This is a genomic window from Mesorhizobium sp. BR1-1-15, from assembly GCF_020165475.1.
GTDB lineage: Bacteria > Pseudomonadota > Alphaproteobacteria > Rhizobiales > Rhizobiaceae > Mesorhizobium.
This window is the reverse complement of sequence record NZ_JAIUIF010000027.1, coordinates 1-23,038: the sequence shown is the minus strand read 5'-3', so window position 1 is coordinate 23,038 and position 23,038 is coordinate 1. Positions and strand designations below refer to the sequence as shown.

Below are 23,038 nucleotides of genomic sequence, written 5' to 3'. Positions count from 1 at the left end.
GTTCAAAGGGCTGAAATCTCAGAAGAAACCTTTCCGCTGCCACCAGCCGGCGCGCTTCGGCTTCTCTTCGGTCTTGGTTTCCGGCTCTTCGGCGACGGTCGAGGAAACCACCGGCACGACCGGCGCATCGATGGCCGCCGGCTTGCGTCGCGACGGACGGGCCTTCGGCTTTTCCTCGGCGGTCGCTGCCGCCGCCTCGTCCGATGCCGTGGCTGGCGTCTCGGCGGGAACCGGAACGGCCAGTTCGGCGGTCGGCTCCTCGGCGACGGCCTCGGCGGCTGCCTTCTTCGGCTTGGCTACACGCCGCGGCCTCTTGGGCTTCTCGGCGGTCGTCGCCTCGTCGCTCACTGAAGCCGCCGGCTCTTCCGCAGCCACGACGGCTACCGGCTCGATCACAGGCTCGCTTTCGGAAGCATCGACCCCGGAAGGTTCGGTCGCTTCATCGGCGCTCGCCTCGGCCTCGCCTTCGCCGTCCTCGCGCCGGTTGCGCTTGCCGCCACGCTTGCCGCGGCGACGCTTCTTGCCCTGGCCTTCGTCGGATGCTTCCGCCGTTTCGGCAGTTCCGACCGCGGGGACCGGGGCATCGTCGCCGGCTTCCGCCTCGTCACGGCTCACCGGACTTTCCGACGTGGACAAATCTTCGGTCTGCGCGGACACGGAAGCACCGTCGGTGTGGCCATGCTCGCGATCGCGATCCTTGCCGCCGCGGCGTCTGCGACGCTTGCGGCGCTTGCGGTCGCGGCCTTCGCCCTCTTCGCCGGGCCTCTGCTGGTGCTGACCTTGCTGCGGCTGACGCGGCTGTTCGGCCTGGGCCGGTGCTTCGTCTTCCTCCTCGACGATGGTCTCATCCTCGAGCTCTTCCGGTTCGACATAGGCCGGCAGGGTGCGTGCCTCGACGAAGCCTTCAGGCTTTTCGGCCAGCGCGCCGCGGAAGATCGCATAATGCTGCGAACCGACCGTGTCGTCGGCCTCAAGCGTGATGGTCAGGCCGAAGCGGCTTTCCAGTTCCACCAGCGTGCCGCGCTTGTGGTTGAGCACATAGAGCGCGGTCGCCGCGGGCGTGCGAACTGTGATGTGGCTGCGCGAATCCTTGAGCAGGAACTCCTCGATCGCCCTGACCACCATCAGCGCGACAGACGAATCGGAGCGCACATGGCCGGTGCCGCCGCAATGCGGGCAAGGCTTCATGGTCGATTCCAGCACGCTGGCGCGGATGCGCTGGCGCGACATCTCCATCAGGCCGAAATGCGAGATGCGGCCGACCTGGATACGCGCGCGGTCGTTCTTGAGGTGATCCTTCAACCGCTTCTCGACGGCGCGGTTGTTGCGGTTCTCCTCCATATCGATGAAGTCGATGACGATCAGGCCGGCAAGGTCGCGCAGCCTGAGCTGGCGGGCGACTTCCTCCGCTGCTTCCAGATTGGTGTGGAGTGCGGTGTCCTCGATCGAGTGCTCCTTGGTCGAGCGGCCCGAATTGACATCGATGGCGACCAGCGCCTCGGTCTGGTTGATGATGATGTAGCCGCCGCTCTTCAGCGTCACTTGCGGCTGCAGCATGCGGTCAAGCTGCGCCTCGATACCGTTGCGCACGAAGATCGGCGTCGTATCGCGGAACGGCTGAACCACCTTGGCGTGGCTCGGCATCAGCATGCGCATGAAGTCCTTGGCCTCGCGGTAGCCCTCTTCGCCGGAGACGAGGATCTCGTCGATGTCCTTGTTATAGAGGTCGCGCACCGAACGCTTGATCAGGCTGCCTTCCTCGTAGACGAGGGCAGGGGCCGTGGACTGGAGCGTGAGATTGCGCACGTTCTCCCAAAGCCGCATCAGATATTCGTAATCGCGCTTGATCTCGGCCTTGGTGCGGCTCTCGCCTGCGGTGCGCAGGATGACGCCCATGCCTTGCGGCACTTCGAGATCGGCGACCACTTCCTTGAGGCGCTTGCGGTCCACAGCACTGGTGATCTTGCGCGAAATTCCGCCGCCGCGCGCCGTGTTCGGCATCAGCACGGAATAGCGGCCGGCAAGCGACAGATAGGTGGTGAGCGCTGCGCCCTTGTTGCCGCGCTCTTCCTTGACAACCTGCACCAGCAGGATCTGGCGGCGCTTGATCACTTCCTGGATCTTGTACTGGCGGCGCATCGGCTTACGGCGGTTGCGCGCTTCCTCCAGGGCATCCTCGGCGCCGACCGATTCGACCTCGTGATCGTCCGGATGCGAAGACTGAACCTCTTCCAGCATGCCGCGATCATCGTCGCTGGATTCACTGCCCTGTTCCGTCAGCGGGACGGGTTCGGAAATCACGTCGGCGTCGACGGAGGCGGCGATCGACGTCGGGCCGCCCTCGCGGGTCTCGCCTTCGTCCTGTCCGGACGATTCGTCGCTCTGCTCGGGGGAGGCTTCGCCATGATTGGATGCATCCGCGGCCTGTTCCGGGATATCGGCCGCATGTTCGATGGTTTCCGAACCGTGGGAAGTGTTCTCCGAGACGGCGTCATTGCCATTGTCGGCGTCGCCTGCCTCGCCGGCCGTTTCGGTTGCCTCGTCGGCATCGGCCCCGCTCGCATCGCGCTTGTGTTCTGCGCGGTCGCGGCCCTTGCCGCCGCGCCGGCGCCCGCGCCGGCCGCGATCGCGGCTCTGGCGGTCGTCGCCTTCGCCGTCCTCATCGTCCTCGTCCTCGGCTTCCTGCGCTTCGGCGCGCAGCAGCGCCTGACGGTCGGCGACGGGGATCTGGTAGTAGTCGGGGTGTATTTCACTGAAGGCGAGGAAACCGTGACGGTTGCCGCCATATTCGACAAAGGCTGCCTGAAGGGAGGGTTCGACGCGCGTTACGCGGGCGAGATAGATGTTTCCTTTGAGCTGCTTCTTGTCCTGTGATTCAAAGTCGAATTCTTCGATACGATTACCGCGTACGACGACAACGCGTGTTTCCTCCGGGTGGGAGGCGTCTATCAGCATTTTGTTGGGCATTATTTCGTTTCCCCCCGGCAGCCGTCAGCCGCAGCTTGCGGCGCAAGGGCCGCTGCTGTGTGTCTGGATGAATGTGGGTGCCGGATGTCTGAATGTCCGCCGGACGGTGCCTGCGCGCCATGGCGGTGCCGCCCGCAGCCATATTGGCGCGGTTTGATGCGGACCTTTCCATGATTGCGCTTGAAGCCATCGTCACCAGCAGAACCTTTTGAACCAAAGCCCGGAAACCGGACCAGCTTGTTTGCTCATACAGAGCCGGCGCGGGACAAACCCGGCCGTTTTCCTCACGCAGGCGATTCCCCCGCCACGGGCGCACACCTGCGAAATTCGTCGCGATCACCTGAACCCTTCTCGCATGGAGCGAAAGGAGCCGCCTTTCGTCTCACCTGTAGCGGGAAGCTGCGGAGGAGGGCGGTTCCAGGATTGCAGTGATCCACTATCGCTTTTATGATTTGGCGGGTTGGAAGGCAACCCCGTTTTCCGACGCCGGCAAAAGCGGTTCCGCCACGTAAGCACGGGTCCGGGCCTCGCGTGAAAAGGCTTGGTTAACCTTCTCTGGATACCAATCGTTAATCGAGTTCGCGGCCTAACCGGCACTTCGACTACATGACCGGGCGCCTTGGCGCCAAACCGGGAGCGACTGCAAAGAGATGGGACTGGCAGGCTTCACAGACAAGGGCAGTCGTGCCGGCGGCCGTTTGCTCGCGATCTTCTGCCTCCTGCTGTCGATGACCATTTCGTTGGTCGCCAACGCCGCCGATGCCCCGCTCACGGCAACCGGTTACAAGATGGCGGGCGATGCCACCAAGATGCGCATCGTCATGGATTTCGACCGCGAGCCCGACGTCAAATGGTTCCTTTTGCGCGGGCCCAATCGTCTGGTCATCGATCTGGCGAATACGAAGTTAGCCATCGATGCCAAGGATTTGAAGCCTCGCGGGCTGGTCAAGGGCGTGCGCCTGGGTGAGTTGGAGGCAGGCGTGTCGCGGCTGGTTCTCACCGGGAAGGGGCCGTTCGCGGTCGACAAGCTCGATGTTCTCAAGAACGAGGACGGCGCGGGCTACCGCATCGCCATCGACATGTCGGCGGCCTCCGAACGCGAGTTCGACACTGCCCTTGCCAATCAGGCGCTGACCACCGGTTCCACGGTTTCGACCGACAAGGGCGGGCGGGTCGGCACCGGGCCGGTCTCCAATCCGGGCCATCGCTTCACCGTCGTCATCGATCCGGGCCATGGCGGCGTCGATGGCGGTGCCGAGGGCCTGAACGGCACCGTCGAAAAGAACGTCACGCTGGCTTTCGCCACGGAACTGCGCGACAAGCTCGCCGCCGTCGGCAGATACGATGTCTTCATGACGCGCGACACCGACGAATATTTGCGGCTGGACGACCGCGTGCGCATCGCTCGCCAGCATGAGGCCGACCTGCTCATCTCCATTCATGCCGACACCATCAGCCTCAAGGGCATCCGTGGCGCGACCGTCTATACCGTTTCCGACAAGGCTTCGGATCCGGAAGCGCAGGCGCTTGCCGACCGTGAAAATCTCTCGGACCAGTTCGCCGGCATGGTGATCAAGGACGACAACAAGGAAGTCACCGATATCCTGATCGACCTGATCCGCCGCGAGACCCACACCTTTTCGATGAGTTTCGCCCACACGCTGGTCGGCCAGTTGTCGACCAGCGTCGGCCTCATCAACAATCCGCAGCGTTCCGCTGGGTTCAAGGTGCTGAAAGCGCCTGACGTCCCCTCCGTGCTGGTCGAACTAGGCTATCTCTCGAATGCCAAGGACGAGGCGCAACTGCTCGACGCCGACTGGCGCGGCAAGGCGGCGCAAAGCATCACCAACGCCGTCGCGCTGTTCGCTTCCGCGCGTGCCGGAACGGGAACCGGGGGCTGAAATGCCTGACGACGCCTGCAACCACAGGCAGCGTTGCGCGGCGACAACACCCGACGCTTTTATTTCCGACTCACGGCCGCGAAATCCGGCCTTGCCGTATTTTGCCCACATGGTAGCGACATGGGTTTTCGATTACGGGTTGGGACCGGCTCGAATGCTTGCGCGGAAGGCGGCTTCGTTTAGGAAATTCCCGAACCAAGGACTGGAGCGGGCATGATTCGTCTCATTGGCTATTTCTTCGGTATCGGCACGACGCTGGCCCTGCTGGTCGCGGCGGGGGTTGCCATCTATATCGGGCATTTGTCCAAGGATCTGCCCGACTATGAGGTGCTGGCCAAGTACGAGCCGCCGGTGACCACCCGAATCCATGCCTCGGACGGCGCGCTGATGGCCGAGTACGCGCGCGAACGGCGCCTGTATTTGCCGATCCAGGCCATCCCCGACCGCGTCAAGGCGGCCTTCCTGTCGGCCGAGGACAAGAATTTCTACAACCACCCCGGCATTGACGTGACCGGCCTGGGCCGCGCTATCATCGTCAACCTGCAGAATTTCGGCTCGGGCAGGCGTCAGGTTGGCGCCTCGACGATCACCCAGCAGGTGGCGAAGAATTTTCTGCTGACCTCGGACCAGACCTACGAGCGCAAGATCAAGGAAATGATCCTCGCCTTCCGCATCGAGCAGGCCTATTCCAAGGACCGCATTCTCGAACTCTACCTCAACGAAATCTTCTTCGGTTTCGGCGCCTATGGCGTGGCGGGTGCCGCGCTCACTTATTTCGACAAGTCGGTGAACGAGCTGACCGTGGCCGAGGCCGCCTATCTGGCCTCGCTGCCCAAGGGGCCGAACAACTATCACCCCTTCAAGCATGCCGACCGCGCGCTTGAGCGCCGCAACTGGGTCATCGACCAGATGGTCGAGAACGGCTACGTCACGCGCGAGGAAGGCGACAAGGCCAAAGCGGAGCCTCTCGGCGTCACGCCGCGCCGCAACGGCACCTATCTGTTCGCCGGCGAATACTTTACCGAAGAGGTGCGCCGCCAGATCATCGCCCGCTACGGCGAGAACGCGCTCTATGAAGGCGGCCTGTCCGTCCGCACCACGCTCGACCCGAAGATCCAGCTCATCGCCCGCAAGGCGATGCAGAACGGCTTGATCAAATACGACACGCTGCGCGGCTACCGCGGGCCGCTAAAGACGATCGACGTGTCCGGCGACTGGGGTGTGCCGCTGGGCAATGTGAAGGGGCTGGAAGACGTTCCCGAATGGAAGCTCGCAGTCGTGCTCGACAGTTCGGCATCCGGCCTGTCGATTGGCTTGCAGCCGGCACGCCAGGCGTCCGGCGACATCGTCAAGGAGCGCGTCGAAGGCACCGTCAGCAAGGAAGACATGGGCTTTGCCATGCGCCATGTGGTCGGCGGCAAGACGGTCAGGGCCAAGTCGCCGGCCGATGTGCTCAAGCCGGGCGACGTCGTCTTCGTCCAGAAGAACGAAGGCTCCGACGACGCCTACAGCCTGCGCCAGGTCCCCGAAGTGGAAGGCGGCCTGATCGCCATGGATCCACACACCGGCCGCGTGCTGGCCATGGTCGGCGGCTTCTCCTACGCGCAGTCGGAGTTCAACCGCGCCACCCAGGCCATGCGCCAGCCCGGCTCTTCGTTCAAGCCGATCGTCTATTCCGCGGCGCTCGACAATGGCTATACGCCGGCATCGGTGATCATGGACGGGCCGATTACCATCCAGAGCGGCAACACGACCTGGACGCCGAAGAACTACGACGGCACGGTCGCCGGTCCGGCAACCCTGCGCTCCGGCATCGAAAAGTCGCGCAACCTGATGACTGTGCGCCTCGCCAACGACATGGGCATGAAGCTGGTCGTCGAATATGCCGAGCGTTTCGGCGTCTATGACCATCTGGCGCCGTATTTGCCGATGGCGCTGGGTTCCGGCGAGACGACGGTGATGCGCATGGTTTCGGCCTATTCCATCATGGCCAATGGCGGCAAGTCGATCAAGCCGACATTGATCGACCGTATCCAGGACCGCTACGGCAAGACCGTCTTCAAGCAGGACGAACGCGGCTGCGAAGGCTGCAACGCGGCCGAATGGCAGAACCAGCCCGAACCTGAGCTTGTCGATAATTCCGAACAGGTTCTCGATCCGATGACCGCCTACCAGATCACCTCGATGATGGAAGGCGTCGTCCAGCGCGGCACCGGCGCCACCATCGCCGAGCTCGGACGCCACATCGCCGGCAAGACCGGCACCACCAACGACGAAAAGGACGCCTGGTTCATCGGCTACACGCCGAACCTCGTCGTCGGTCTCTACATGGGCTACGACACGCCGCGCGGCCTTGGCCATGGCGCCACCGGCGGCGGCCTCGCCGCTCCTATCTTCAAGGATTTCATGCGCGTGGCGCTGGATGGCACGCCTAATGTCGACTTCAAGGTTCCCGAAGGCATGAATCTGGTCGCCATCAACCGCAAGACCGGCATGCGGGCCAATTCGGGCGATCCCGGCACCATCATCGAGGCCTTCAAGCCGGGCACCGGCCCAGCCGACAGCTATTGGGTGATCGGCATGGGCGCCGACGGCTCCAATGCCTCCGGCGGCGCGCTGTCGCCTCAGGCCAACCAGGCCATCCAGTCGGGCGGCGGCGGCCTCTACTGACGGGTATGCATGCAGGATTGGGCCGGCCCAGGGCCGGTCCAATTTGCTTTACAGGCGGCGGCGCCGTCCCTATGTATCGCGCCGACCAGGCGTCACTTTCAGCAACAGGATAAAACATCAGGCCATGCGCGCGGAAACGCAGAATATTGTCGACGAGATCAGGCAGGCAATTACCCTGCTGAGGAGGCATCTTTGACTGGGATCAGGCCATAAAGCGGCTTGAATATCTCAACGTCCGCGCCGAGGACGCCAGCCTCTGGAACGAACCGCTGGAAGCGCAGAAGCTGATGCGCGAGCGCCAGGGCCTCGAGGAAGGCATCGCGGCGGTCAGGGGCCTGACCCAGGCGCTGGAAGACAATATCGGCCTGATCGAACTCGGCGAGGAAGAGGGCGACGAGAGCGTCGTTGCCGAGGCTGAGGCAGCGATCCGCTCGATGCAAGGCGAGGCGAAGGCCCGCCAGGTCGAGACGCTGCTGTCGGGCGAAGCCGACGCCAACGACACCTATCTCGAAATCCACGCAGGCGCCGGCGGCACCGAAAGCCAGGACTGGGCCTCGATGTTGCTGCGCATGTACACGCGCTGGGCCGAGCGCCGCCGCTTCAAGGTCGAGGTGCTGGAAGTGCATGACGGCGAAGAGGCCGGCATCAAGTCCGCGACGCTGCTGATCAAGGGCCACAATGCCTATGGTTGGCTGAAGACGGAATCCGGCGTCCATCGCCTGGTGCGCATTTCACCCTATGACAGCAACGCGCGCCGGCACACATCCTTCGCCAGCGTCTGGGTCTATCCCGTCATCGACGATACGATCGAGATCGACGTTTCCGAATCCGACGTGCGCATCGACACCTATCGTTCGTCCGGTTCAGGCGGCCAGCACGTCAACACCACCGATTCGGCGGTGCGCATTACCCATCTCGCCACCGGCATAGCGGTCGCCTGCCAGGCCGAACGCTCGCAGCACAAAAATCGGGCAAAGGCCTGGGAGATGCTGCGCTCGCGGCTTTACGAGGAAGAGCTGAAGAAGCGCGAAGCCGTCGCCAACGCCACCGAAGCATCGAAGAGCGACATTGGCTGGGGTCACCAAATACGCTCCTACGTGCTGCAGCCCTATCAGCTGGTGAAGGATCTGCGCACAGGTGTCGAAAGCACCAGCCCGTCGAGCGTGCTCGATGGCGACCTCGATGACTTCATGGAAGCCTCGCTGTCGCAACGCATCGAGGGTGGTGCTGGAGAAGCGGTGGCGGACCTGGATTAGGGTCCGCGCCTACAGCGGCACACATTTGGATTGGATTATGGCTCGCAAGCTTGTTGGAAAGTGCTTCTGCGGTGCGGTGCACTATGCGGTCGCCGACGAGTTCCTGTACGCGGCGAATTGCCATTGCTCGAACTGCCGGCGCACGACAGGTTCGGCTTTCAAGCCCTTCGCGGGCATCGAACGCGCCAAGTTTGTCCTGACCAACGGCCACGATATGCTGCTGGTCTTCGGCGACGACAACGGCCATGACGCGCACTGCAAGCGGTGCGGTTCGCTGCTCTATTCGGTCGTGCGCGAGGGAGCCTTCGTCCATGTCGCGATGGGAACGCTCGTCGACGACCCGAGCATCCGCCCGACCGAGCATATCTTCGTCGGTTCCAAGGCGCCGTGGTACACGATCAGCGACGGCCTGCCGCAGTATGACGAGCACGTGATCGCAGGACCTGCTGGCGAATAGGCCGGAACTTCTCTCGCCGAATCTCGTTATCTGCGATCCCGTCTGCTGGGCATGGTTGTGCCTGCCTATCCAATCGAGAGACGGCGCCTGTTTTCTGTTGCCGATGCGCGGCATTCAGCCTGCGACATCGGCATGCAGTGGTTTCTTGCGCCGACTCACAAATCGGCCCACCATCCATGGTCGAGGGGAGACAAAAGCATCTATGGCCGGGCGCGGCAGAAATGCCTGCTGACGATCCGGCCGCTGGGAAGACACGTTTCAGGAACGGGCAAGCGAAACGCTTGATGCTCGTCGAAAGGAGCGCTTCCATGTCTGCTGCCCCATCAAAATCGGCTCGGGCCGCGGTGGGCCGACTCATGCTCTGCCTGCTTGCAATCGCAGCGATTGCGTTGCCGATGGCGCCTGCCTTCGCCCACGACGCCAAGCCTACAGCGGCGAAGCCGCTGGGTTGGAGCTATCCATTCGCATGCTGCGCTAACTACGATTGCCGCACGGCCCATACGGGCGAGGTTTTGGAAAAACCCGAGGGTTATGTGATCGCCGGCACGGGGGAAGTTGTCCCGATGACCGACAAGCGTGTGAAGGACAGCCCGGACGGCGAATTCCACTGGTGCGCGCATCAGGCGGGTCTAGACGCCGGTAAGACGATCTGCCTGTTCGTGCCGCCGCGCTCCTACTAAGCCCGGGAGGCGCAGCGGCGACCGGCCCGGACCGCGATGGGCGGGGCCTGCTGACGGACGGTTGCCAGGACCGCTCCTTTGTGTTGCGTTGCCTGCGGGCGGCGGACAAGGGAGAGGTGACGTCTATGATCATCAAGGGAAGCTGCCACTGCAAGGCGACGATATTCGAGGTTTCGCAAGCACCGCAGACGCTGACGCAGTGCACTTGTTCGTTCTGCTCGAAACGCGGCTCGCTTTGGGCCTACTACACTCCTGCGCAGTTCAAGCTCCTCACGCCGCAGAAGAATGTTTCCTTCTATCAGTGGGGATCGAAGACCGTTAAGCACGGTTTTTGCGACACCTGCGGCTGCGGGACCTTCACCGAAACACCGGACTGGTCGAGCGGAGAGCCGGATTTCGACAATCCCAAGATCAGCGTCAACTCGCGGTTGTTCGACGATTTCGATCTGGACAAGGTCGAAGTGGTGGCCATCGACGGCCGGAATCTCTGGTAGATTCCTGGACGCCCAATCGGGAAATCGTGCCCCGGGGAAAAGCCGTTGCCGGTGTTTTTCCCGTTCCGCTTTTCGCCGCATTTCATGGTACAAGTCGCGCGAAGGGTGATTTGGCGCCACCGCAAGGCGTGACTTGGAGAGGGACAATCCTATGAAGAAGACCGTGCTCGTCGTCGTGGCGACGGCTGTGCTAGTGAGCGCCTGCACCACCACCGATCCGTATACCGGCGACCAGAAGATTTCCAACACGGCGGCCGGTGCCGGCCTCGGCGCCCTGGCCGGCGCCAGCCTTGGCCTGCTTGCCGGCGGCAATGACCGCCGCAACGCGCTGATCGGCGCCGGCATCGGGGCGCTGGCTGGCGGCGCCATCGGCGCCACCATGGACCAGAACGAAGCCGAACTGCGCCGGCAGTTGGAGGGCACAGGCGTCAGCGTCACCCGCTCCGGCGACCAGATCATCCTTAATATGCCGTCCGATATCACCTTCAACGTCGATCAGGATGCGGTGAAGCCCGGCTTTTACCAGGTGCTGAATTCGGTCGCGCTGGTGCTGAAGAAGTTCAAGCAGACCACGGTCGACGTGTTCGGCCATACCGATTCGACCGGCGGCGACCAGCATAATTTCGATCTGTCGCAGCGCCGCGCGCTGGCGGTCGCCAACTACCTGGCTGGCCAGGGCGTCGATTCACGCCGCTTCGCGGTCACCGGATTCGGCAAGACCCGTCCGGTCGCGTCCAACGCCACCGCCGAGGGTCGCGCTCAAAACCGTCGCGTCGAGATCCAGCTTTCGCCGCTCACCTGAGCAGCATCGATCAGAATGCAAAAACGGCCTCGCAAGGGGCCGTTTTTGTTTGCAAAATGCGACCGACGGCCAGGCCTGCGGCCCCCGGGTTCTTCCATGATGTTACGGTGAGGTCGGCTTATCGACCGTCGCTCGTTGGGTCAGGCGCTGCCGCCGGACAACATGGGCAACGATCAGTCCATGAATGAGCAGCCCGACCGTAAGTCCAAGGATATGGAAGCCCGTTCCCGAACCGGAAAGCGTCAGGATCGACCAGATGGATGCGGGTACGAACAAGACAATTGCGGTGATGAGCCCGGGGTTGTAGCTGCGCATCCTGATGGCCTGCGCGACGTGAACCAAAGCGTTGATCAGGGTGGTGTAGGCGGCGATCAGCCCTATCCCGGCATTGACCGTGACAGCGAGGGTGAAAACCAGGGAATAGATGCCCCATACACCCGGTACGTTGATCACAAAGACATCGAAGCGGGTAAGCAGCGGCGCCCACCGCCGAGCATCTTGTTGACGAAAAGCCGGAACCGGTCCTCGGCATGCTCCTCGTATTGGTGGAGCATGTAAATCGGAATCAGCAGGAAGACGGCGAACTCGGCTGTCTCCAATCGAGCGGCCAGCCCGATCGCCACCACGCACAGGGTGAGGCCGGCGAGCACGCCACCATAGACCCAATCTTCCACCAGACGCTTCATCACGCCATCTTCGGCGAGGCCGTGCGTCCTTGCAACACACCACGATATCAGACCTTGGCGACCATGCGTATGAAGGCCGGTGTGTCGTAGCCGAAGCCAACGGTGGCGTCGCTTGGCGATGACGGCAACAGCTTCACCGGCCGCGACCGGCCGCGCTCAGATTGAGATTGGCGTGCCAGAGAATTAGCCAGTCCTAAATAAGCGCTTTCCCGCAGCCATGGAAAGGAATAGCATCGTCGCTGTTCCGGAGGGGATGAGGCGGTACACTTGGCCGCGCAATAAGCATTTTCTTTTTCAGCCTCGGTCTTGCACGGCCAGATCAAAAAAATCTGGGAGGAATGCATGACAAGAACAGCCAGCCTTGGGCGCTGCGGCGTCTTCGCTTTAACAGGTCTTGTAAGCGCATGGTTGGGCGTCGCGGCGGCTCGAGCCGAGGATGCCAACAAAGCTGACATCGAGGCCTTGAAAAAGTCGCTCGCCAAATATGAGGACTACACCGCGGCCGTCCGCGACCTTTATCTGTCGACGGTCGGCTGCGTCTACTATAGCGGAGAAAAGATATCCGGAGCGATGTACTACCCGAAAGGCGCCATGGGCATCCATTTCGTCAACGTCCCAAGTGTCAGCCAAAAACTCGACCCGATGCGCCCCAATGTGCTGATCTACGAGCCGACGAAAAACGGTCTGCGCCTGGTCGGGGCGGAATGGCTTGTGCCGCTGACGCCGGACGTCAAAGAGCCACCGAAGCTGTTTGGCCAAACCTTCATGGGTCCGATGGAGGGACACTATCCGCTCATCCCGAGGGAGTTCGTCCACTACGATCTTCACGCTTGGCTGGGTGATAATCCCAACGGCATGTTCAGTCCGACGAACCCGAACGTGAAATGCAACAAGGCCGAGTTTCCGATGTTGGAGAAACCGACCAAGATGATGCCTGGGCCGATGTAACGGCCAGCCCAGCCAGGAGCTTGCCGGGAGGGCAAGCCGGATGGCCGTCTTGTCTTGGAACCACTCGTCGGTCAGCCCTTGGCGACGATGCGCATGAAGGCCGGCATGTCGTCGCCGAAGCCAACGGTGGCGTCGTTTTCGTCTTCTCGGTTGCGGGCAGGGCGACGGTCATCGCGCTGGGGCCTGGTGTCGCCGCGCTCCGGTGCACGTCGCTCGCTGCGCGCCGCGGAGCTCTTGCGCTCGGAATTTTCCGAGCGGATAGCGTCCTTGCGCGTGCGCCGCTCACCAGTGCCGGCGACCGTTTCCTCGGCTGCGACCGGCTGTTCCTCGCGCACGGTTTCCGGTGCCGCGTCTTCGCCGTGCTTGGCCTGGCGTCCGCCTCTCTTGCGCTCGCCCCTGTCCTTGCGGTCGTCGTCCTTGCGGCCGGCGCGCCGCGGCGCACCGCGGCCACGGCGCGGTGCTTCGTCCTCGCCTTCGCTGGCCACCACCGTCGACAGGTCACCGTCATGCCACTCGATCTTGGTGCCGATCAGCCGTTCGATGGCGTCGATGTACTTGGTGTCGGACTTGGTCGCGATGGTGAAGGATTTTCCGGAGCGCCCGGCGCGGCCGGTACGGCCGATTCGGTGGACGTAATCCTCGGCATGGATCGGGACGTCATAGTTGAAGACGTGGCTGACATCGGGAATGTCGAGGCCGCGCGCGGCCACGTCGGAGGCGACCAGATACCGCAGCTTGCCGTCGCGGAAATTGGCCAGCATCTGCATGCGCGCGCGCTGGTCCATGTCGCCATGCAGCGCGCCGGCGTCGAAGTCATATTTCAGCAGCGAGCGGAACAGCTCCGACACCTCGATCTTGCGGTTGCAGAAGATGATGGCGTTCTTCAGTTCTGCATCCTCGGCCTTGATCAGGTTGCGCAGCGTCTCGCGCTTGTCCCAGGGTTTGGAACCGGACTTCACCAACCGCTGGATGATGTTGGTCGCGGCGGAGGCGGCCTTGGAGACCTCGACACGCACCGGCGCGTGCAGGAATTTTTCGGTGAGCTTGGTGATCTCGGGCGGCATCGTCGCCGAGAAGAACAGCGTCTGCCGGGTGAAGGGGATCATCTCACAGATACGCTCGATATCGGGAATGAAGCCCATGTCGAGCATGCGATCGGCTTCGTCGATGACGAGGATCTCGACGCCGTTGAGCAAGAGCTTGCCGCGCTCGCGGTGGTCGAGCATGCGGCCGGGCGTCGCGATGAGCACGTCGGCGCCACGCTCCAGTTTCTTGTCCTGTTCGTCGAACGACACGCCGCCGATCAGCAGTGCGATGTTGAGCTTGTGGTTCTTGCCGTATTTTATGAAGTTTTCCTCGACCTGCGCCGCAAGCTCGCGGGTCGGCTCCAGGATCAGCGTGCGGGGCATGCGGGCGCGGGCGCGGCCCTTTTCCAGTCGTGTCAGCATCGGCAGCACGAAGGAGGCCGTCTTGCCGGTACCGGTCTGTGCTATGCCAAGCACATCCTTGCCCAGAAGCGCGTGCGGAATGGCGCCGGCCTGGATCGGCGTCGGCTTGAGGTAGCCGGCGTCGGTGACTGCGGAAAGGACCTTCGGCGATAGGCCGAGGTCCGCGAAAGTCAACGCTTCTTGAGCGGTCTGGGTGTCTGAGGACAAGTTCTGGCTGTCTTTGGCTGTTCGGGGAAGCGCAACGGCATCCGTCGCGGCAGGCGCCGCGCGCCCGCAAGATCATCACTGCAACTAGGCGCAAGCCCGCGATTTGTCAACACAAACGGCCGGCAATGGCTCGATTGTGAAGTCGTAACCTTAATTACTATGTCTGATCCGGCCGCTTATCCGCGCGCCGGCTCAATATCGGCTCAATAACGGAACTGTTCCGCCAGTATGCGTTCGTTCCAGGAGTGATTGGGATCGAACAGCAAAGTTGCGGTCGCCGTCGCTGATTCCCGCACCGTCACGGAAGCTACGGCCTTGACCTCCGTATGGTCGGCGGCGGCGTTCACCGGCCGCTTTTCCGCCTCTAGTATGTCGAAGCGCACGGTTGCTTTGTTGGAAAGCAAAGCGCCGCGCCAGCGGCGGGGGCGAAACGGGCTGACGGGGGTAAGCGCCAGCAGCGGCGCGTCGAGCGGCAGGATGGGCCCATGCGCCGAAAGATTGTAGGCGGTGGAGCCAGCCGGCGTGGCAATCATCACGCCGTCGCAATTCAGTTCCTCGAGCCGTACCTGGTCATCTATGGTGATGCGGATCTTGGCCGTCTGATAGGACTGGCGCCATAACGCCACTTCGTTGATGGCCAGCGCCGAGACGGTTTCGCCATCCGAGGTAACGGCCTGCATCTCCAGCGGACGGATCGTTTCGGCGACCGCGGCCGCGATGCGCTCGGCGAGACCTCCGGAACGATATTCGTTCATCAGGAAGCCGATGGTGCCACGGTTCATGCCGTAGACCTTTTTGCCGGTTCCCATTGTATCGCGCAAAGTTTGCAGCAGGAAACCGTCGCCGCCCAGGGCCACGACGACATCGGCTTCCGCGACCGAATGCTGGCCATAGCGCGCCGACAGGCTTTCCAGCGCCGCTTTGGCGTCAGGCGTGCCGGACGAGACGAAGGCGATGCTGTTGGCGGCTTTGCTCATGGCTCCCCGACGGTGACCGGTTGGCGGCTGGGCCGGGGTAGCATGGGCGGGCCTGTGTGCAAAGAGAGCCCGCAGACGTGCGGTTCGAACCGGCAGTCGCGAATCATATCAGGGAACGAGCCAATGTGATGGTTAAGGCCGGGCTTAAACTCTCGTAAAGCCGCATCGATCATGTTAGCCGGCATGGTGGCGTGGGGGCGCCCACAGCGATTTTATGCCTTTCAGGATACGAAAGACGCTGTGGCACTTTTGATCGTGCGTGAATCCTTCGAGAGTCGAGCCCGATTCCGGGGACACGCGCCAGCCGGGACCAACATATTGCTGGTAACACGCCTGATCATCATCTCCGTCGTGCTGGGAAGCTTCGCGCTTGTCTTCGCCGAACTGGTGCGCCGCTCGGAAGAAACAAGCCTCAGGCCCTTGCCCACGGCCTCGCGCTGCGGCGATGCTGCCGGAATGCCTTGTCCGCAAAGGGCGCTGTAGGTCAAAACAAGCTGACTGCTAGGAGCGTGGTTGCAGATGGCAGCCGGCCTGGCGTTTCTGTGCCAGATACTCGTCGATCAGCTGGCGATAGCGCACCTTGCCGAAACTCGGGAAATGGCCGCCATGCACGACCGAGACGTCGAGGCCGCGCATGGCAAACATCGTCCCCAAATAATCACCGATATCGGAATGGTAGACGTCGTCGATCAGCGGGCCGTCATAGATGATGTCGCCGGAAAGCAGGATGCCGGTCTTCTTCTCGTACAGCGCGATGCCGCCTGGCGAATGGCCGGGCGTGTGGATCACCTCGAAGGCGCGATCGCCGAGGTCGACGATGTCGCCATGTTCGAGCAGGCGGTCCGCCGGGGCGGGCATGATGCGATAGCGCGCCGTGTCCCAACCTTCCGGCTGGCGATCGAACATCTCTTCATTGGCGTAGCGGTCAGCCACCGTCCATTTGTTGCGCGGATCGGCGAGGATTTCAGCCTCGGCCGCATGCACGCAACGTTCGGGAAATTCATGGTGGCAGCCTATATGATCGAAATGCGTGTGGCTGGCGACGCAGGTGAGCTTGCGCTCGCTGACCAGCGGCACATGGCGCCTGAGGCTGAAATGGCCAAGCCCGGTATCGAACAGCAGGTCGCGGTCGCGGCCGCGCACATGCCACATATTGCAGCGGAAGAACGGTTTGATCCATGGCTCGTGGATCAGCGTGACACCGTCGCCCATGCCGATGGTTTCGTACCAGTCAGGTGCGTCGACGACCGCAAGCATGCCCATGTTCAATCCGTCAGCAGGATGATCTTGTCTGTATCGCAGGAAACCGAGACCGTGTCGCCCGGCTGCACGACGGACGTCGCGGGCAGTTTGGCGATGAATTGCAGCGTGGCGTCTTCAGCGGAGACCGCGAGCACGCGCTTGAAGCTGCCCTGGAAAACGACATCGCTGACCTGCGCCTTGCCCAGCTTTGTGGCGCCTGAGGTCGCGCCCAGGGCAAGGTGCTCCGGCCGGATGGCCAAGGCAACCGCCGATCCCACCGGCAACGCTCCGGACGCCGAGACCGGCCCGACCTGTGTCGCGACAGTGCTTGTCCTGTCCATCATCTCCGCCACCGTTCCGCGAAGAATGGTGCTCTCGCCCATGAAAGTCGCCGAAAAGCGTGTCTTTGGGCGCGCATAGACGCGTTCGGGCGGCCCTTCGTCCTCGATGCGGCCGTCACTCATCACCACGCAGTGGTCGGCCAGCGCCATCGCTTCTTCCTGGTCGTGGGTGACATGGATGAAGGCGGTGCCGACGCGCTTTTGGATCGCTTTCAATTCGTCCTGCATCTGCCGGCGCAGTTTGAGGTCGAGCGCGCCGAGCGGCTCGTCGAGCAGCAGCACGGCGGGCTCGATCACCAGTGCGCGCGCCAGCGCTACGCGCTGCCGCTGGCCGCCGGAGAGCTGGTGCGGCTTCTTGTCGAAGGCGGCATCCAGCCCGACCAGCGCCAGCGTCTCACGCGCCCGCGCGGCGCGTGTCGCGCCATCGACGCCTTGCATGCGCAGGCCAAAACCGACATTGCCGCCGACGCTCATATGCGGAAACAGCGCATAATCCTGGAACACCGTCGTTGTCGGGCGCTTTGCCGGCGGAACGGCGGTGCAGTCCTCGCCTCGGATGAACACCTTGCCTTCGCTCGGTGTGACGAAGCCGCCCAAAATCGACAAAAGCGTCGTCTTGCCGGAGCCCGACGGTCCGAGCAGGATGGTGTAGCTACCGGGCTCTATCCGCAGCGATACGTCTTTCAGCACCGCCAGCTGGCCGAAACGGTGCGAGACCCCGCGGATGTCGACCAGGGGCGCGCTCATGCCGGCTTCCTCCGCAGCAATGTCAATTCGAACAGCACCACCAGCACGATGGAAACGGCGAACACCAGCGAGCCGACTGCGTTGGTCTTGGGGTTGAGGCCAGAGCGCAGCAGATTCCAGATTTCGACCGGCAGCGTGGTTTCGAAGCGTGTCAGCAGGAAGGAGATCACGAATTCGTCCCAGGAAAAGGTCATCGACAGGAAGAAGCCGGCGAAGATGGCCGGCGCCATGACAGGCACAGTAATCAAGAGCAGCACTTTCCATTCCGGCGCGCCGAGATCGCGCGCGGCGCGCTCGATGTTGATCTGGTGGTCGCCCATCTGGCTGTAGACGATGGCGAAGCAGAGCGGCAGGTTGATCACGACATGGCCGATGCCGGCGGCCATCAGCGATTTCGGCACGCCGGCCCAGTTGAACAGCACCAGCAGCCCCATGCCGATGATGAGATAGCTGACGGTAAGCGGTAGCGTGATCAACCCTCGCAGCAGGGCCGAACCCGGCAGCACGAAGCGCGCGAACGCCCAGGCGCTGAGGAAGCCGAGCGTGACGGCCGCGAGCGACGAAAGGACGGCCACCAGCAGCGAGTTCACCAGCGCCGAGGTCAGCCGCGTATCGGACAGGACGGCCTGGTACCAGCGCAGCGACGGGCCGGTGAAGGGCGGGATGGGGAAGGAGGTTGCCTGCAGCGAGAACAGCACGAGCACGATCACCGGCAGGAAAATGAAGGCATAGATGGCGATCGCGTAGAGACAGGAAGCGGTTCGGACGATCAGGCGCATCTCAGGCCCGCTCGATCTTCAGCCAGCGGGCGCAGGCGAGATAGGCGATGGTCACGACCGCCATCAGGATAATCGACAGGGCGGAGGCCAGCGGAAAATCGCCGCGCCGGCCGATCTGCATCATCACCAGCTGCGGCATGACCAGCTCGTTGTTGCCGCCGAGGATCTGCGGCGTGATGTAGTCGCCGATGCACAGCACGAAGGTCAGGAAGGCGCCGACCATGATGCCGGGCAAGGTCAGCGGCAGGATGACATGCAGGAAGGTGCGCACCGGCCCGGCGCCGAGATCAGCGGCGGCCTTGCGGTAGCTCGGACTGAGCTGCTTCAAATTGGCGAAGATCGTCAGCGTCAAAAGCATGACGAAGAAATGCACGAAGCCGGTCACGGTGGCGAAGCGCGTATTGGCGAGCTGCAGCGGTTCGCTGGTCAAGCCGATGCCGGTCAGCGTCCGGTTGATGACGCCGTTCTGCGCCAGCACCAGAAGCCAGGAATAGGAGCGCACGACATAGGACGTCCAGAACGGCAGCACGGCCAGCATCAGCGCCAGCCGCTGCCAGCGTTCCGGCACCTGTTCGGCCAGGATCCAGGCGAAAGGATAGGCGAGCAGCACCGAGACCACGGTGACGATCGCCGTCACCTCCAGCGAATTCACCATCGCTTGCCAATAGGCAGGATTGGTGAAGAACTGGCTGTAATTGGCTGATGTGAAGCCGCCGCCCTCATGCGACGTCAGGCTGGAAAGCCCCATGGCGATGAAAGGCAACACGAAGAACAGCAAGGTCCAGCCGAGCGCCGGCGTAACCAGCGCCCAGGGCAGGGCCTTGTTCGCGGTGCTGCTCACGACGGCCGTCTACTGCGCCTGCAGCATCTCGGTCCACATGTCCTGCATCTTCTTGTCGAGATCGGCATTCGGCGCCGGATAGGCCTGGGCGCGGGCAAGGAATTCGGGCTGCTCGTCGAAGCGCAGGATCTTCTTCTGGTCGTCGGTGAGTGCCGCCTTGCTGTTCGCCGGCATGCCCCAATAGCAGGACGAGGTGGCAAGCCGCGCCTGGCCTTCCGGGCTCATGATGTATTGGATGAATTTCAGCGCCACGTCCTTGTTCTTGGAGTCCTTGAACATGGCCAGCGACTGCGACCACAGCACCGCTCCCTCCTTGGGGATCGAGAAGTCCAGCGCCGGGTTCTCCTTGGCCAGGCCCGCCGTCACCCATTCGCCGCCGCCGACCAGAATATCGACTTCACCGGTGGCGAGCGCTGTCTGGCTGGCGGTCACCTCGCCGACCAGCTTGGCGTTGGCCTTCATCTTGAGCAGTTCGGCCTTGAGGGCGGGAAGATCGGCCTCGGTGAGTTCAGCCGTTTTCTTGCCGATGGCGAGTGCCGCCATGCCGATGACCGGCAGGTAATAATCGTAGATGGCGACCTTGCCCTTGTACTTGTCGCTTGTCAGCGACGCCAAGGATTGCATGTCGGCCGGGTCGACCTTGGTCTTGTTGAAGCCGATCGTGTTGTAGCCGAACTTTTCGGTGATGCCGTAGCGCTTGCCGCCGACCACGGTAGAGTTGTCCATCTTCACCTGCGGAAAGAGGTCGCCCAACGGCAGCTTGTCCTCCGGCAGCGGCTCGAACAGGCCTTTTTCCACGCCGCGCGGCACGTCGATGCTGTCGATCACCATCACGTCCCAGTCGCCGGGTTGCGACTGTTCGACGATGGCGAGCCCCGCGCCGGTGCCCTCGAATTCCTTGACGTTGACCTTGACGTTGTTGGCCTCTTCGAAGGGCTGCAGCAGCGCCGGGTCGGCATGATCGCACCAGATCAGGGCGTTGAGATCGGCGGCCTGGCTGGCGCCGGCTGCTGAGAGCACCAGCGCCGTGGCGCCGCAAGCGGCGCCCAGATGTCTCTTCAGGATTGAAAGCGGATTGTTGGCTGCGGATCGTGCGGACATCGAGTGTTCTCCCTTGCCTTTGTGGCTTCTTGCAAAAAGTTGAACCAATTCTAAAATTGAGTCAATTCTGTTTTTGTGGCAGACAGCCGGTATGAATGGATTGAGGGCAAGGCAAAAGGCCGACCGGCACCGCCGCATCATCGAGGCGGCGGCCGAGCTTTTCCGCGAGGCCGGCTATGAAGGCGCCAAGATCGAGGTGATCGCGGCCCAGGCCGAAGTGTCGATCGGGACGATTTACAATTACTACCAGAATAAGGGCGACATCCTCGGCGCCATCGTCTCCATGGAGGTCAACGAGGTGCTGAATGCCGGGCGAGGCGTGGTCGACAGCCCACCGGCCAATGTCGGCGATGCGCTGGACACGCTGATCGGCATCTATATCGAGCACTCCTTGCACTATCTCAGCAAGGAGATGTGGCGCCAGGCGATGGCGATCTCGACGCAACTGCCCGACAGCCCGTTCGGCCAAGCCTACACGGCGCTCGACCGCGCTCTGACGCAACAGATCCGTGCCCTGATCGCAAGGCTGCAGGAGATCGGCCTGGTGCGGCGCGACATCGACGGGCAGGCGGTGGGTGAGCTGGTCTTCAACAACATGAACATGATGTTCATCGAGTTCGTGAAGCGCGACGAGGCAAGGATAGCGGAACTGCGCGCGGCGATCCGACGGCAGAACCGGATCCTGGTGGCGGCGATCGGGGTGTGAGGATGGAAGCGACCGCGGCATGAAACCAGCTTCCGCTGCCAGTGTGACTGACGATGAGTGCCAACGGCGGCGCCCGTCTACACCGCCGGGCCCCGCGCACGGTATGGCCTAGCGGCTTGACGTTGGGGGGGATTGACAGCGTAGCCGGTGGACCTAGCGATCCCTTCGAAGCATCGACTGAAGGGAAAGCAGACGCGCGGCCGCAGTGGCGCAGGTAAAATCAGTGATCGGTCGGATCGATCTTTGTCAGGCGCTCTCGCGCTTCGGTCACGCGCCGCTGCGCGGACCTTATCCTGCTGCAGAGCGCGAGATTGATGCCGACGCCACAGTCTCCGTCCAGCATTTCTTCCGCTCGTTTGAGGGCGAGTTCCGCTCGGCCAATTCGCTGCCTGGCTCTGGCCAGTTCTATGTCCAAGAGTTCGATCATTGTTCCGCTACAGAGTTTGCGGTCCCTTCGATCGTTAACCGTCTCCGGCCGGGTTTGGTTCCGGGTTGGGGCTCGAGACTCAGGACAGCAGGAGAAAGTCGCCGCTTCGGCACCGACCTCATTGCACGCGAAGTCGCCTCTTGAGTTGAATTTGAAATCTGATACAACTTATAGGAGTGCGAAGGGGAGAGGTTAATGGAGACGTTTTCAATCTGGCATTGGGCGATCGTACTGCTGATCATCGGCGTGCCTGTTTTCTTTGCGGTTCGCTCAGCCGTGAAGCCGTCACAGGGCCCGGCGGCTCTTGTAGGATTCGGTGGCTGGCTTATGCTGCTTGCGATCGGTCAGGTTTTGTCGCCGCTGCGCACGCTCGCCGACTTGGCCAATTCGGTCGAGGGTTACCGGCAACTCTTGCCCCTGCCAAATGGGCTGCTTGCGGTGTATAGCGAGGTTGCCCTCAATCTGGCATTTCTGGCGCTTCAACTGGTTGTGCTCATTTCGATGCTGCGGCGAAGCCGACGCTTTCCACAATTGTTTCTGTTTCAGTGGATTGCGATACCGGTTGTGCTCGTCCTGGACACGATCTTGATCTCATCAACTCTAGGCGTCCCGGTGAGCCAAATCTTTGCTGGAGATGCGCTGATGACACCCGTTCTGTCGTTCATCCTCACCGGAGCCTGGGTCGCCTACGTCTACAAATCCGTCAGGGTGAAGAACATGTTCTGCGGCGAAGTGGCAGCCGGCCAGGTCGCGACGGCCGCCTAGCGAGAGTCCGCTGGGTTTCGGAGGACACTTCTTCGTTTCGCGAGATCTGGTGTTCTTATAACGGGCTCTGGGTGGCCTGCCACCCGAAGCTCGAAGAGCGAAGGGTGGTGCCCCCGGCAGGAATCGAACCCGCGACCTTCGGTTTACAAAACCGCTGCTCTACCAGCTGAGCTACAAGGGCATGCGGCACCGGTTAGCCATATTTGCGGCGCCAGTAAAGACAAATGTCGGTTTTGAGGCGCTCATGAACGCTGCCGGGCAACAGACACGGCATCCTGAAAACGGCCAATTCGCTTCCTATATCTCTGGCAGGTGCAATCGCTTGGGCGAGGCTGTCGCATGATCAGATTCGTCATCATCCTGCCGATCGTCGTCATAGCCTGGATGCTGCTGGTGAAGGTCATCAGGAACCTCAAGAACGCCAATATCGACTGGACCGGCGTCACCACCATCATCGGCTTCATCGCGCTCGCCTTCTGGCTGCGCCATGTCACGGGCATGGGGTGGTGAATAGTAGTCAGTAGTCAGTAGTCAGTAGTCAGTAGTCAGTAGTCAGTAGTCAGTAGTCAGTAGTCAGTAGTCAGTAGTCAGTAGTC

23 protein-coding genes and 1 tRNA gene are annotated in these 23,038 nt (G+C 62.4%); 13 read left to right on the top strand and 11 right to left on the bottom strand.

What is annotated here, in order from left to right; genetic code table 11:
* Positions 1 to 18: 18 nt before the first annotated feature.
* A complete protein-coding gene (locus LB541_RS27740; protein ID WP_224620055.1) occupies positions 19 to 2,967 on the bottom strand; it encodes a ribonuclease E/G in 2,949 nt (982 codons plus the stop codon).
* Between the two features lie 650 nt (positions 2,968 to 3,617).
* On the opposite strand from LB541_RS27740, the gene LB541_RS27735 reads away from it, so the two are divergent.
* The 7 genes from LB541_RS27735 (at position 3,618) to LB541_RS27705 (ending at position 11,227) form a co-directional block, all read left to right on the top strand.
* Positions 3,618 to 4,868, top strand: a complete 1,251-nt coding sequence (locus LB541_RS27735) for an N-acetylmuramoyl-L-alanine amidase (RefSeq protein WP_140493640.1) — start codon at positions 3,618 to 3,620, stop codon at positions 4,866 to 4,868.
* 213 nt (positions 4,869 to 5,081) lie between these two features.
* A complete protein-coding gene (locus LB541_RS27730; protein ID WP_140493638.1) occupies positions 5,082 to 7,538 on the top strand; it encodes a penicillin-binding protein 1A in 2,457 nt (818 codons plus the stop codon).
* Between the two features lie 124 nt (positions 7,539 to 7,662).
* Positions 7,663 to 8,794, top strand: a protein-coding gene (gene prfB / locus LB541_RS27725; RefSeq protein WP_140493636.1) for a peptide chain release factor 2 whose coding sequence is annotated in 2 segments (ribosomal slippage) — positions 7,663 to 7,728 and positions 7,730 to 8,794 — 1,131 coding nt in all. Because the reading frame shifts where the segments join, the coding sequence is not laid out codon by codon here.
* A 37-nt stretch (positions 8,795 to 8,831) separates the two neighbouring features.
* Positions 8,832 to 9,251, top strand: coding sequence for a GFA family protein (locus LB541_RS27720; protein WP_224620054.1), 420 nt, complete (start codon positions 8,832 to 8,834; stop codon positions 9,249 to 9,251).
* A 308-nt stretch (positions 9,252 to 9,559) separates the two neighbouring features.
* Positions 9,560 to 9,931 (top strand): hypothetical protein, encoded by a 372-nt coding sequence (locus LB541_RS27715; protein ID WP_140493631.1) that lies wholly within the window; start codon positions 9,560 to 9,562, stop codon positions 9,929 to 9,931.
* Positions 9,932 to 10,056: 125 nt separating this feature from the next.
* A complete protein-coding gene (locus LB541_RS27710) occupies positions 10,057 to 10,425 on the top strand; it encodes a GFA family protein (RefSeq protein ID WP_140564618.1) in 369 nt (122 codons plus the stop codon).
* 151 nt (positions 10,426 to 10,576) lie between these two features.
* Positions 10,577 to 11,227, top strand: coding sequence for an OmpA family protein (locus tag LB541_RS27705; RefSeq protein ID WP_140493627.1), 651 nt, complete (start codon positions 10,577 to 10,579; stop codon positions 11,225 to 11,227).
* Between the two features lie 102 nt (positions 11,228 to 11,329).
* On the opposite strand, the gene LB541_RS27700 is transcribed toward LB541_RS27705, so the two are convergent.
* Both LB541_RS27700 and LB541_RS27695 read right to left on the bottom strand, forming a co-directional pair.
* Positions 11,330 to 11,680: an HXXEE domain-containing protein gene (locus LB541_RS27700; RefSeq protein ID WP_224620053.1), complete on the bottom strand. Its 351-nt coding sequence runs from the start codon at positions 11,678 to 11,680 to the stop codon at positions 11,330 to 11,332.
* The gene (locus LB541_RS27695; RefSeq protein WP_224620051.1) at positions 11,677 to 11,913 is read right to left on the bottom strand and encodes a hypothetical protein; all 237 of its coding nucleotides are present in this window, start codon (positions 11,911 to 11,913) and stop codon (positions 11,677 to 11,679) included. The genes LB541_RS27700 and LB541_RS27695 overlap by 4 nt, the downstream gene beginning before the upstream one ends.
* A gap of 342 nt (positions 11,914 to 12,255) precedes the next feature.
* Between LB541_RS27695 and LB541_RS27690 the strand changes: the two genes are divergently transcribed.
* On the top strand, positions 12,256 to 12,861 hold the full coding sequence (locus LB541_RS27690) for a hypothetical protein (RefSeq protein WP_140631740.1): 606 nt from the start codon (positions 12,256 to 12,258) through the stop codon (positions 12,859 to 12,861).
* Positions 12,862 to 12,932: 71 nt separating this feature from the next.
* Here the strand turns inward: LB541_RS27690 and LB541_RS27685 are convergent, their stop codons facing one another.
* Positions 12,933 to 14,516: a DEAD/DEAH box helicase gene (locus tag LB541_RS27685; RefSeq protein WP_181169650.1), complete on the bottom strand. Its 1,584-nt coding sequence runs from the start codon at positions 14,514 to 14,516 to the stop codon at positions 12,933 to 12,935.
* Positions 14,517 to 14,719: 203 nt separating this feature from the next.
* On the bottom strand, positions 14,720 to 15,493 hold the full coding sequence (locus LB541_RS27680; protein WP_140493621.1) for an NAD kinase: 774 nt from the start codon (positions 15,491 to 15,493) through the stop codon (positions 14,720 to 14,722).
* Between the two features lie 318 nt (positions 15,494 to 15,811).
* Here LB541_RS27680 and LB541_RS27675 point away from each other — a divergent pair, with 318 nt between their 5' ends.
* On the top strand, positions 15,812 to 15,976 hold the full coding sequence (locus tag LB541_RS27675; RefSeq protein ID WP_181167386.1) for a hypothetical protein: 165 nt from the start codon (positions 15,812 to 15,814) through the stop codon (positions 15,974 to 15,976).
* An 18-nt stretch (positions 15,977 to 15,994) separates the two neighbouring features.
* Here the strand turns inward: LB541_RS27675 and LB541_RS27670 are convergent, their stop codons facing one another.
* From LB541_RS27670 to LB541_RS27650, 5 genes are read right to left on the bottom strand one after another with little or no spacing between them, the layout of a single operon-like run.
* Positions 15,995 to 16,756, bottom strand: coding sequence for an MBL fold metallo-hydrolase (locus tag LB541_RS27670; protein ID WP_140564615.1), 762 nt, complete (start codon positions 16,754 to 16,756; stop codon positions 15,995 to 15,997).
* Positions 16,757 to 16,758: 2 nt separating this feature from the next.
* Positions 16,759 to 17,823: an ABC transporter ATP-binding protein gene (locus tag LB541_RS27665; protein WP_140522146.1), complete on the bottom strand. Its 1,065-nt coding sequence runs from the start codon at positions 17,821 to 17,823 to the stop codon at positions 16,759 to 16,761.
* Positions 17,820 to 18,602 carry an ABC transporter permease gene (locus LB541_RS27660; RefSeq protein ID WP_140517632.1) on the bottom strand — a complete coding sequence of 261 codons (783 nt, stop codon included), beginning with the start codon at positions 18,600 to 18,602 and terminating at the stop codon, positions 17,820 to 17,822. Before LB541_RS27660 ends, LB541_RS27665 begins: the two co-directional genes overlap by 4 nt.
* Position 18,603: 1 nt before the next feature.
* Positions 18,604 to 19,443 carry an ABC transporter permease gene (locus tag LB541_RS27655; protein WP_140517631.1) on the bottom strand — a complete coding sequence of 280 codons (840 nt, stop codon included), beginning with the start codon at positions 19,441 to 19,443 and terminating at the stop codon, positions 18,604 to 18,606.
* A gap of 9 nt (positions 19,444 to 19,452) precedes the next feature.
* Entirely contained in the window at positions 19,453 to 20,544 is a 1,092-nt protein-coding gene (locus LB541_RS27650; protein WP_140558699.1) for a spermidine/putrescine ABC transporter substrate-binding protein, read from the bottom strand.
* Between the two features lie 91 nt (positions 20,545 to 20,635).
* Between LB541_RS27650 and LB541_RS27645 the strand changes: the two genes are divergently transcribed.
* The 3 genes from LB541_RS27645 to LB541_RS27635 all read left to right on the top strand — a co-directional run bounded on the left by LB541_RS27645 (position 20,636) and on the right by LB541_RS27635 (position 22,442).
* Complete coding sequence (locus LB541_RS27645) at positions 20,636 to 21,250, top strand: TetR/AcrR family transcriptional regulator (RefSeq protein ID WP_140564614.1); 615 nt, start codon at positions 20,636 to 20,638, stop codon at positions 21,248 to 21,250.
* 223 nt (positions 21,251 to 21,473) lie between these two features.
* The gene (locus tag LB541_RS27640) at positions 21,474 to 21,821 is read left to right on the top strand and encodes a hypothetical protein (RefSeq protein ID WP_181167570.1); all 348 of its coding nucleotides are present in this window, start codon (positions 21,474 to 21,476) and stop codon (positions 21,819 to 21,821) included.
* 51 nt (positions 21,822 to 21,872) lie between these two features.
* Positions 21,873 to 22,442: a DUF2569 family protein gene (locus tag LB541_RS27635; protein WP_224620048.1), complete on the top strand. Its 570-nt coding sequence runs from the start codon at positions 21,873 to 21,875 to the stop codon at positions 22,440 to 22,442.
* 105 nt (positions 22,443 to 22,547) lie between these two features.
* On the opposite strand, the gene LB541_RS27630 is transcribed toward LB541_RS27635, so the two are convergent.
* Positions 22,548 to 22,623 (bottom strand) — tRNA-Thr (locus LB541_RS27630).
* Positions 22,624 to 22,781: 158 nt separating this feature from the next.
* Between LB541_RS27630 and LB541_RS27625 the strand changes: the two genes are divergently transcribed.
* Entirely contained in the window at positions 22,782 to 22,952 is a 171-nt protein-coding gene (locus LB541_RS27625) for a hypothetical protein (protein ID WP_140564612.1), read from the top strand.
* The last annotated feature ends 86 nt before the right edge of the window (positions 22,953 to 23,038 follow it).

What these genes read in the sequence shown, in the direction of transcription:
- LB541_RS27715 (WP_140493631.1), top strand. Translation starts at nt 9,560, where the DNA reads ATGTCTGCTGCCCCATCAAAATCGGCTCGGGCCGCGGTGGGCCGACTC.
- LB541_RS27705 (WP_140493627.1), top strand. Translation starts at nt 10,577, where the DNA reads ATGAAGAAGACCGTGCTCGTCGTCGTGGCGACGGCTGTGCTAGTGAGC.
- LB541_RS27735 (WP_140493640.1), top strand. Translation starts at nt 3,618, where the DNA reads ATGGGACTGGCAGGCTTCACAGACAAGGGCAGTCGTGCCGGCGGCCGT.
- LB541_RS27650 (WP_140558699.1), bottom strand. Translation starts at nt 20,544, where the DNA reads ATGTCCGCACGATCCGCAGCCAACAATCCGCTTTCAATCCTGAAGAGA.
- LB541_RS27710 (WP_140564618.1), top strand. Translation starts at nt 10,057, where the DNA reads ATGATCATCAAGGGAAGCTGCCACTGCAAGGCGACGATATTCGAGGTT.
- LB541_RS27645 (WP_140564614.1), top strand. Translation starts at nt 20,636, where the DNA reads ATGAATGGATTGAGGGCAAGGCAAAAGGCCGACCGGCACCGCCGCATC.
- LB541_RS27730 (WP_140493638.1), top strand. Translation starts at nt 5,082, where the DNA reads ATGATTCGTCTCATTGGCTATTTCTTCGGTATCGGCACGACGCTGGCC.
- LB541_RS27670 (WP_140564615.1), bottom strand. Translation starts at nt 16,756, where the DNA reads ATGGGCATGCTTGCGGTCGTCGACGCACCTGACTGGTACGAAACCATC.
- LB541_RS27680 (WP_140493621.1), bottom strand. Translation starts at nt 15,493, where the DNA reads ATGAGCAAAGCCGCCAACAGCATCGCCTTCGTCTCGTCCGGCACGCCT.
- LB541_RS27625 (WP_140564612.1), top strand. Translation starts at nt 22,782, where the DNA reads ATGATCAGATTCGTCATCATCCTGCCGATCGTCGTCATAGCCTGGATG.
- LB541_RS27740 (WP_224620055.1), bottom strand. Translation starts at nt 2,967, where the DNA reads ATGCCCAACAAAATGCTGATAGACGCCTCCCACCCGGAGGAAACACGC.
- LB541_RS27720 (WP_224620054.1), top strand. Translation starts at nt 8,832, where the DNA reads ATGGCTCGCAAGCTTGTTGGAAAGTGCTTCTGCGGTGCGGTGCACTAT.
- LB541_RS27695 (WP_224620051.1), bottom strand. Translation starts at nt 11,913, where the DNA reads ATGAAGCGTCTGGTGGAAGATTGGGTCTATGGTGGCGTGCTCGCCGGC.
- LB541_RS27635 (WP_224620048.1), top strand. Translation starts at nt 21,873, where the DNA reads ATGGAGACGTTTTCAATCTGGCATTGGGCGATCGTACTGCTGATCATC.
- LB541_RS27665 (WP_140522146.1), bottom strand. Translation starts at nt 17,823, where the DNA reads ATGAGCGCGCCCCTGGTCGACATCCGCGGGGTCTCGCACCGTTTCGGC.
- LB541_RS27690 (WP_140631740.1), top strand. Translation starts at nt 12,256, where the DNA reads ATGACAAGAACAGCCAGCCTTGGGCGCTGCGGCGTCTTCGCTTTAACA.
- LB541_RS27660 (WP_140517632.1), bottom strand. Translation starts at nt 18,602, where the DNA reads ATGCGCCTGATCGTCCGAACCGCTTCCTGTCTCTACGCGATCGCCATC.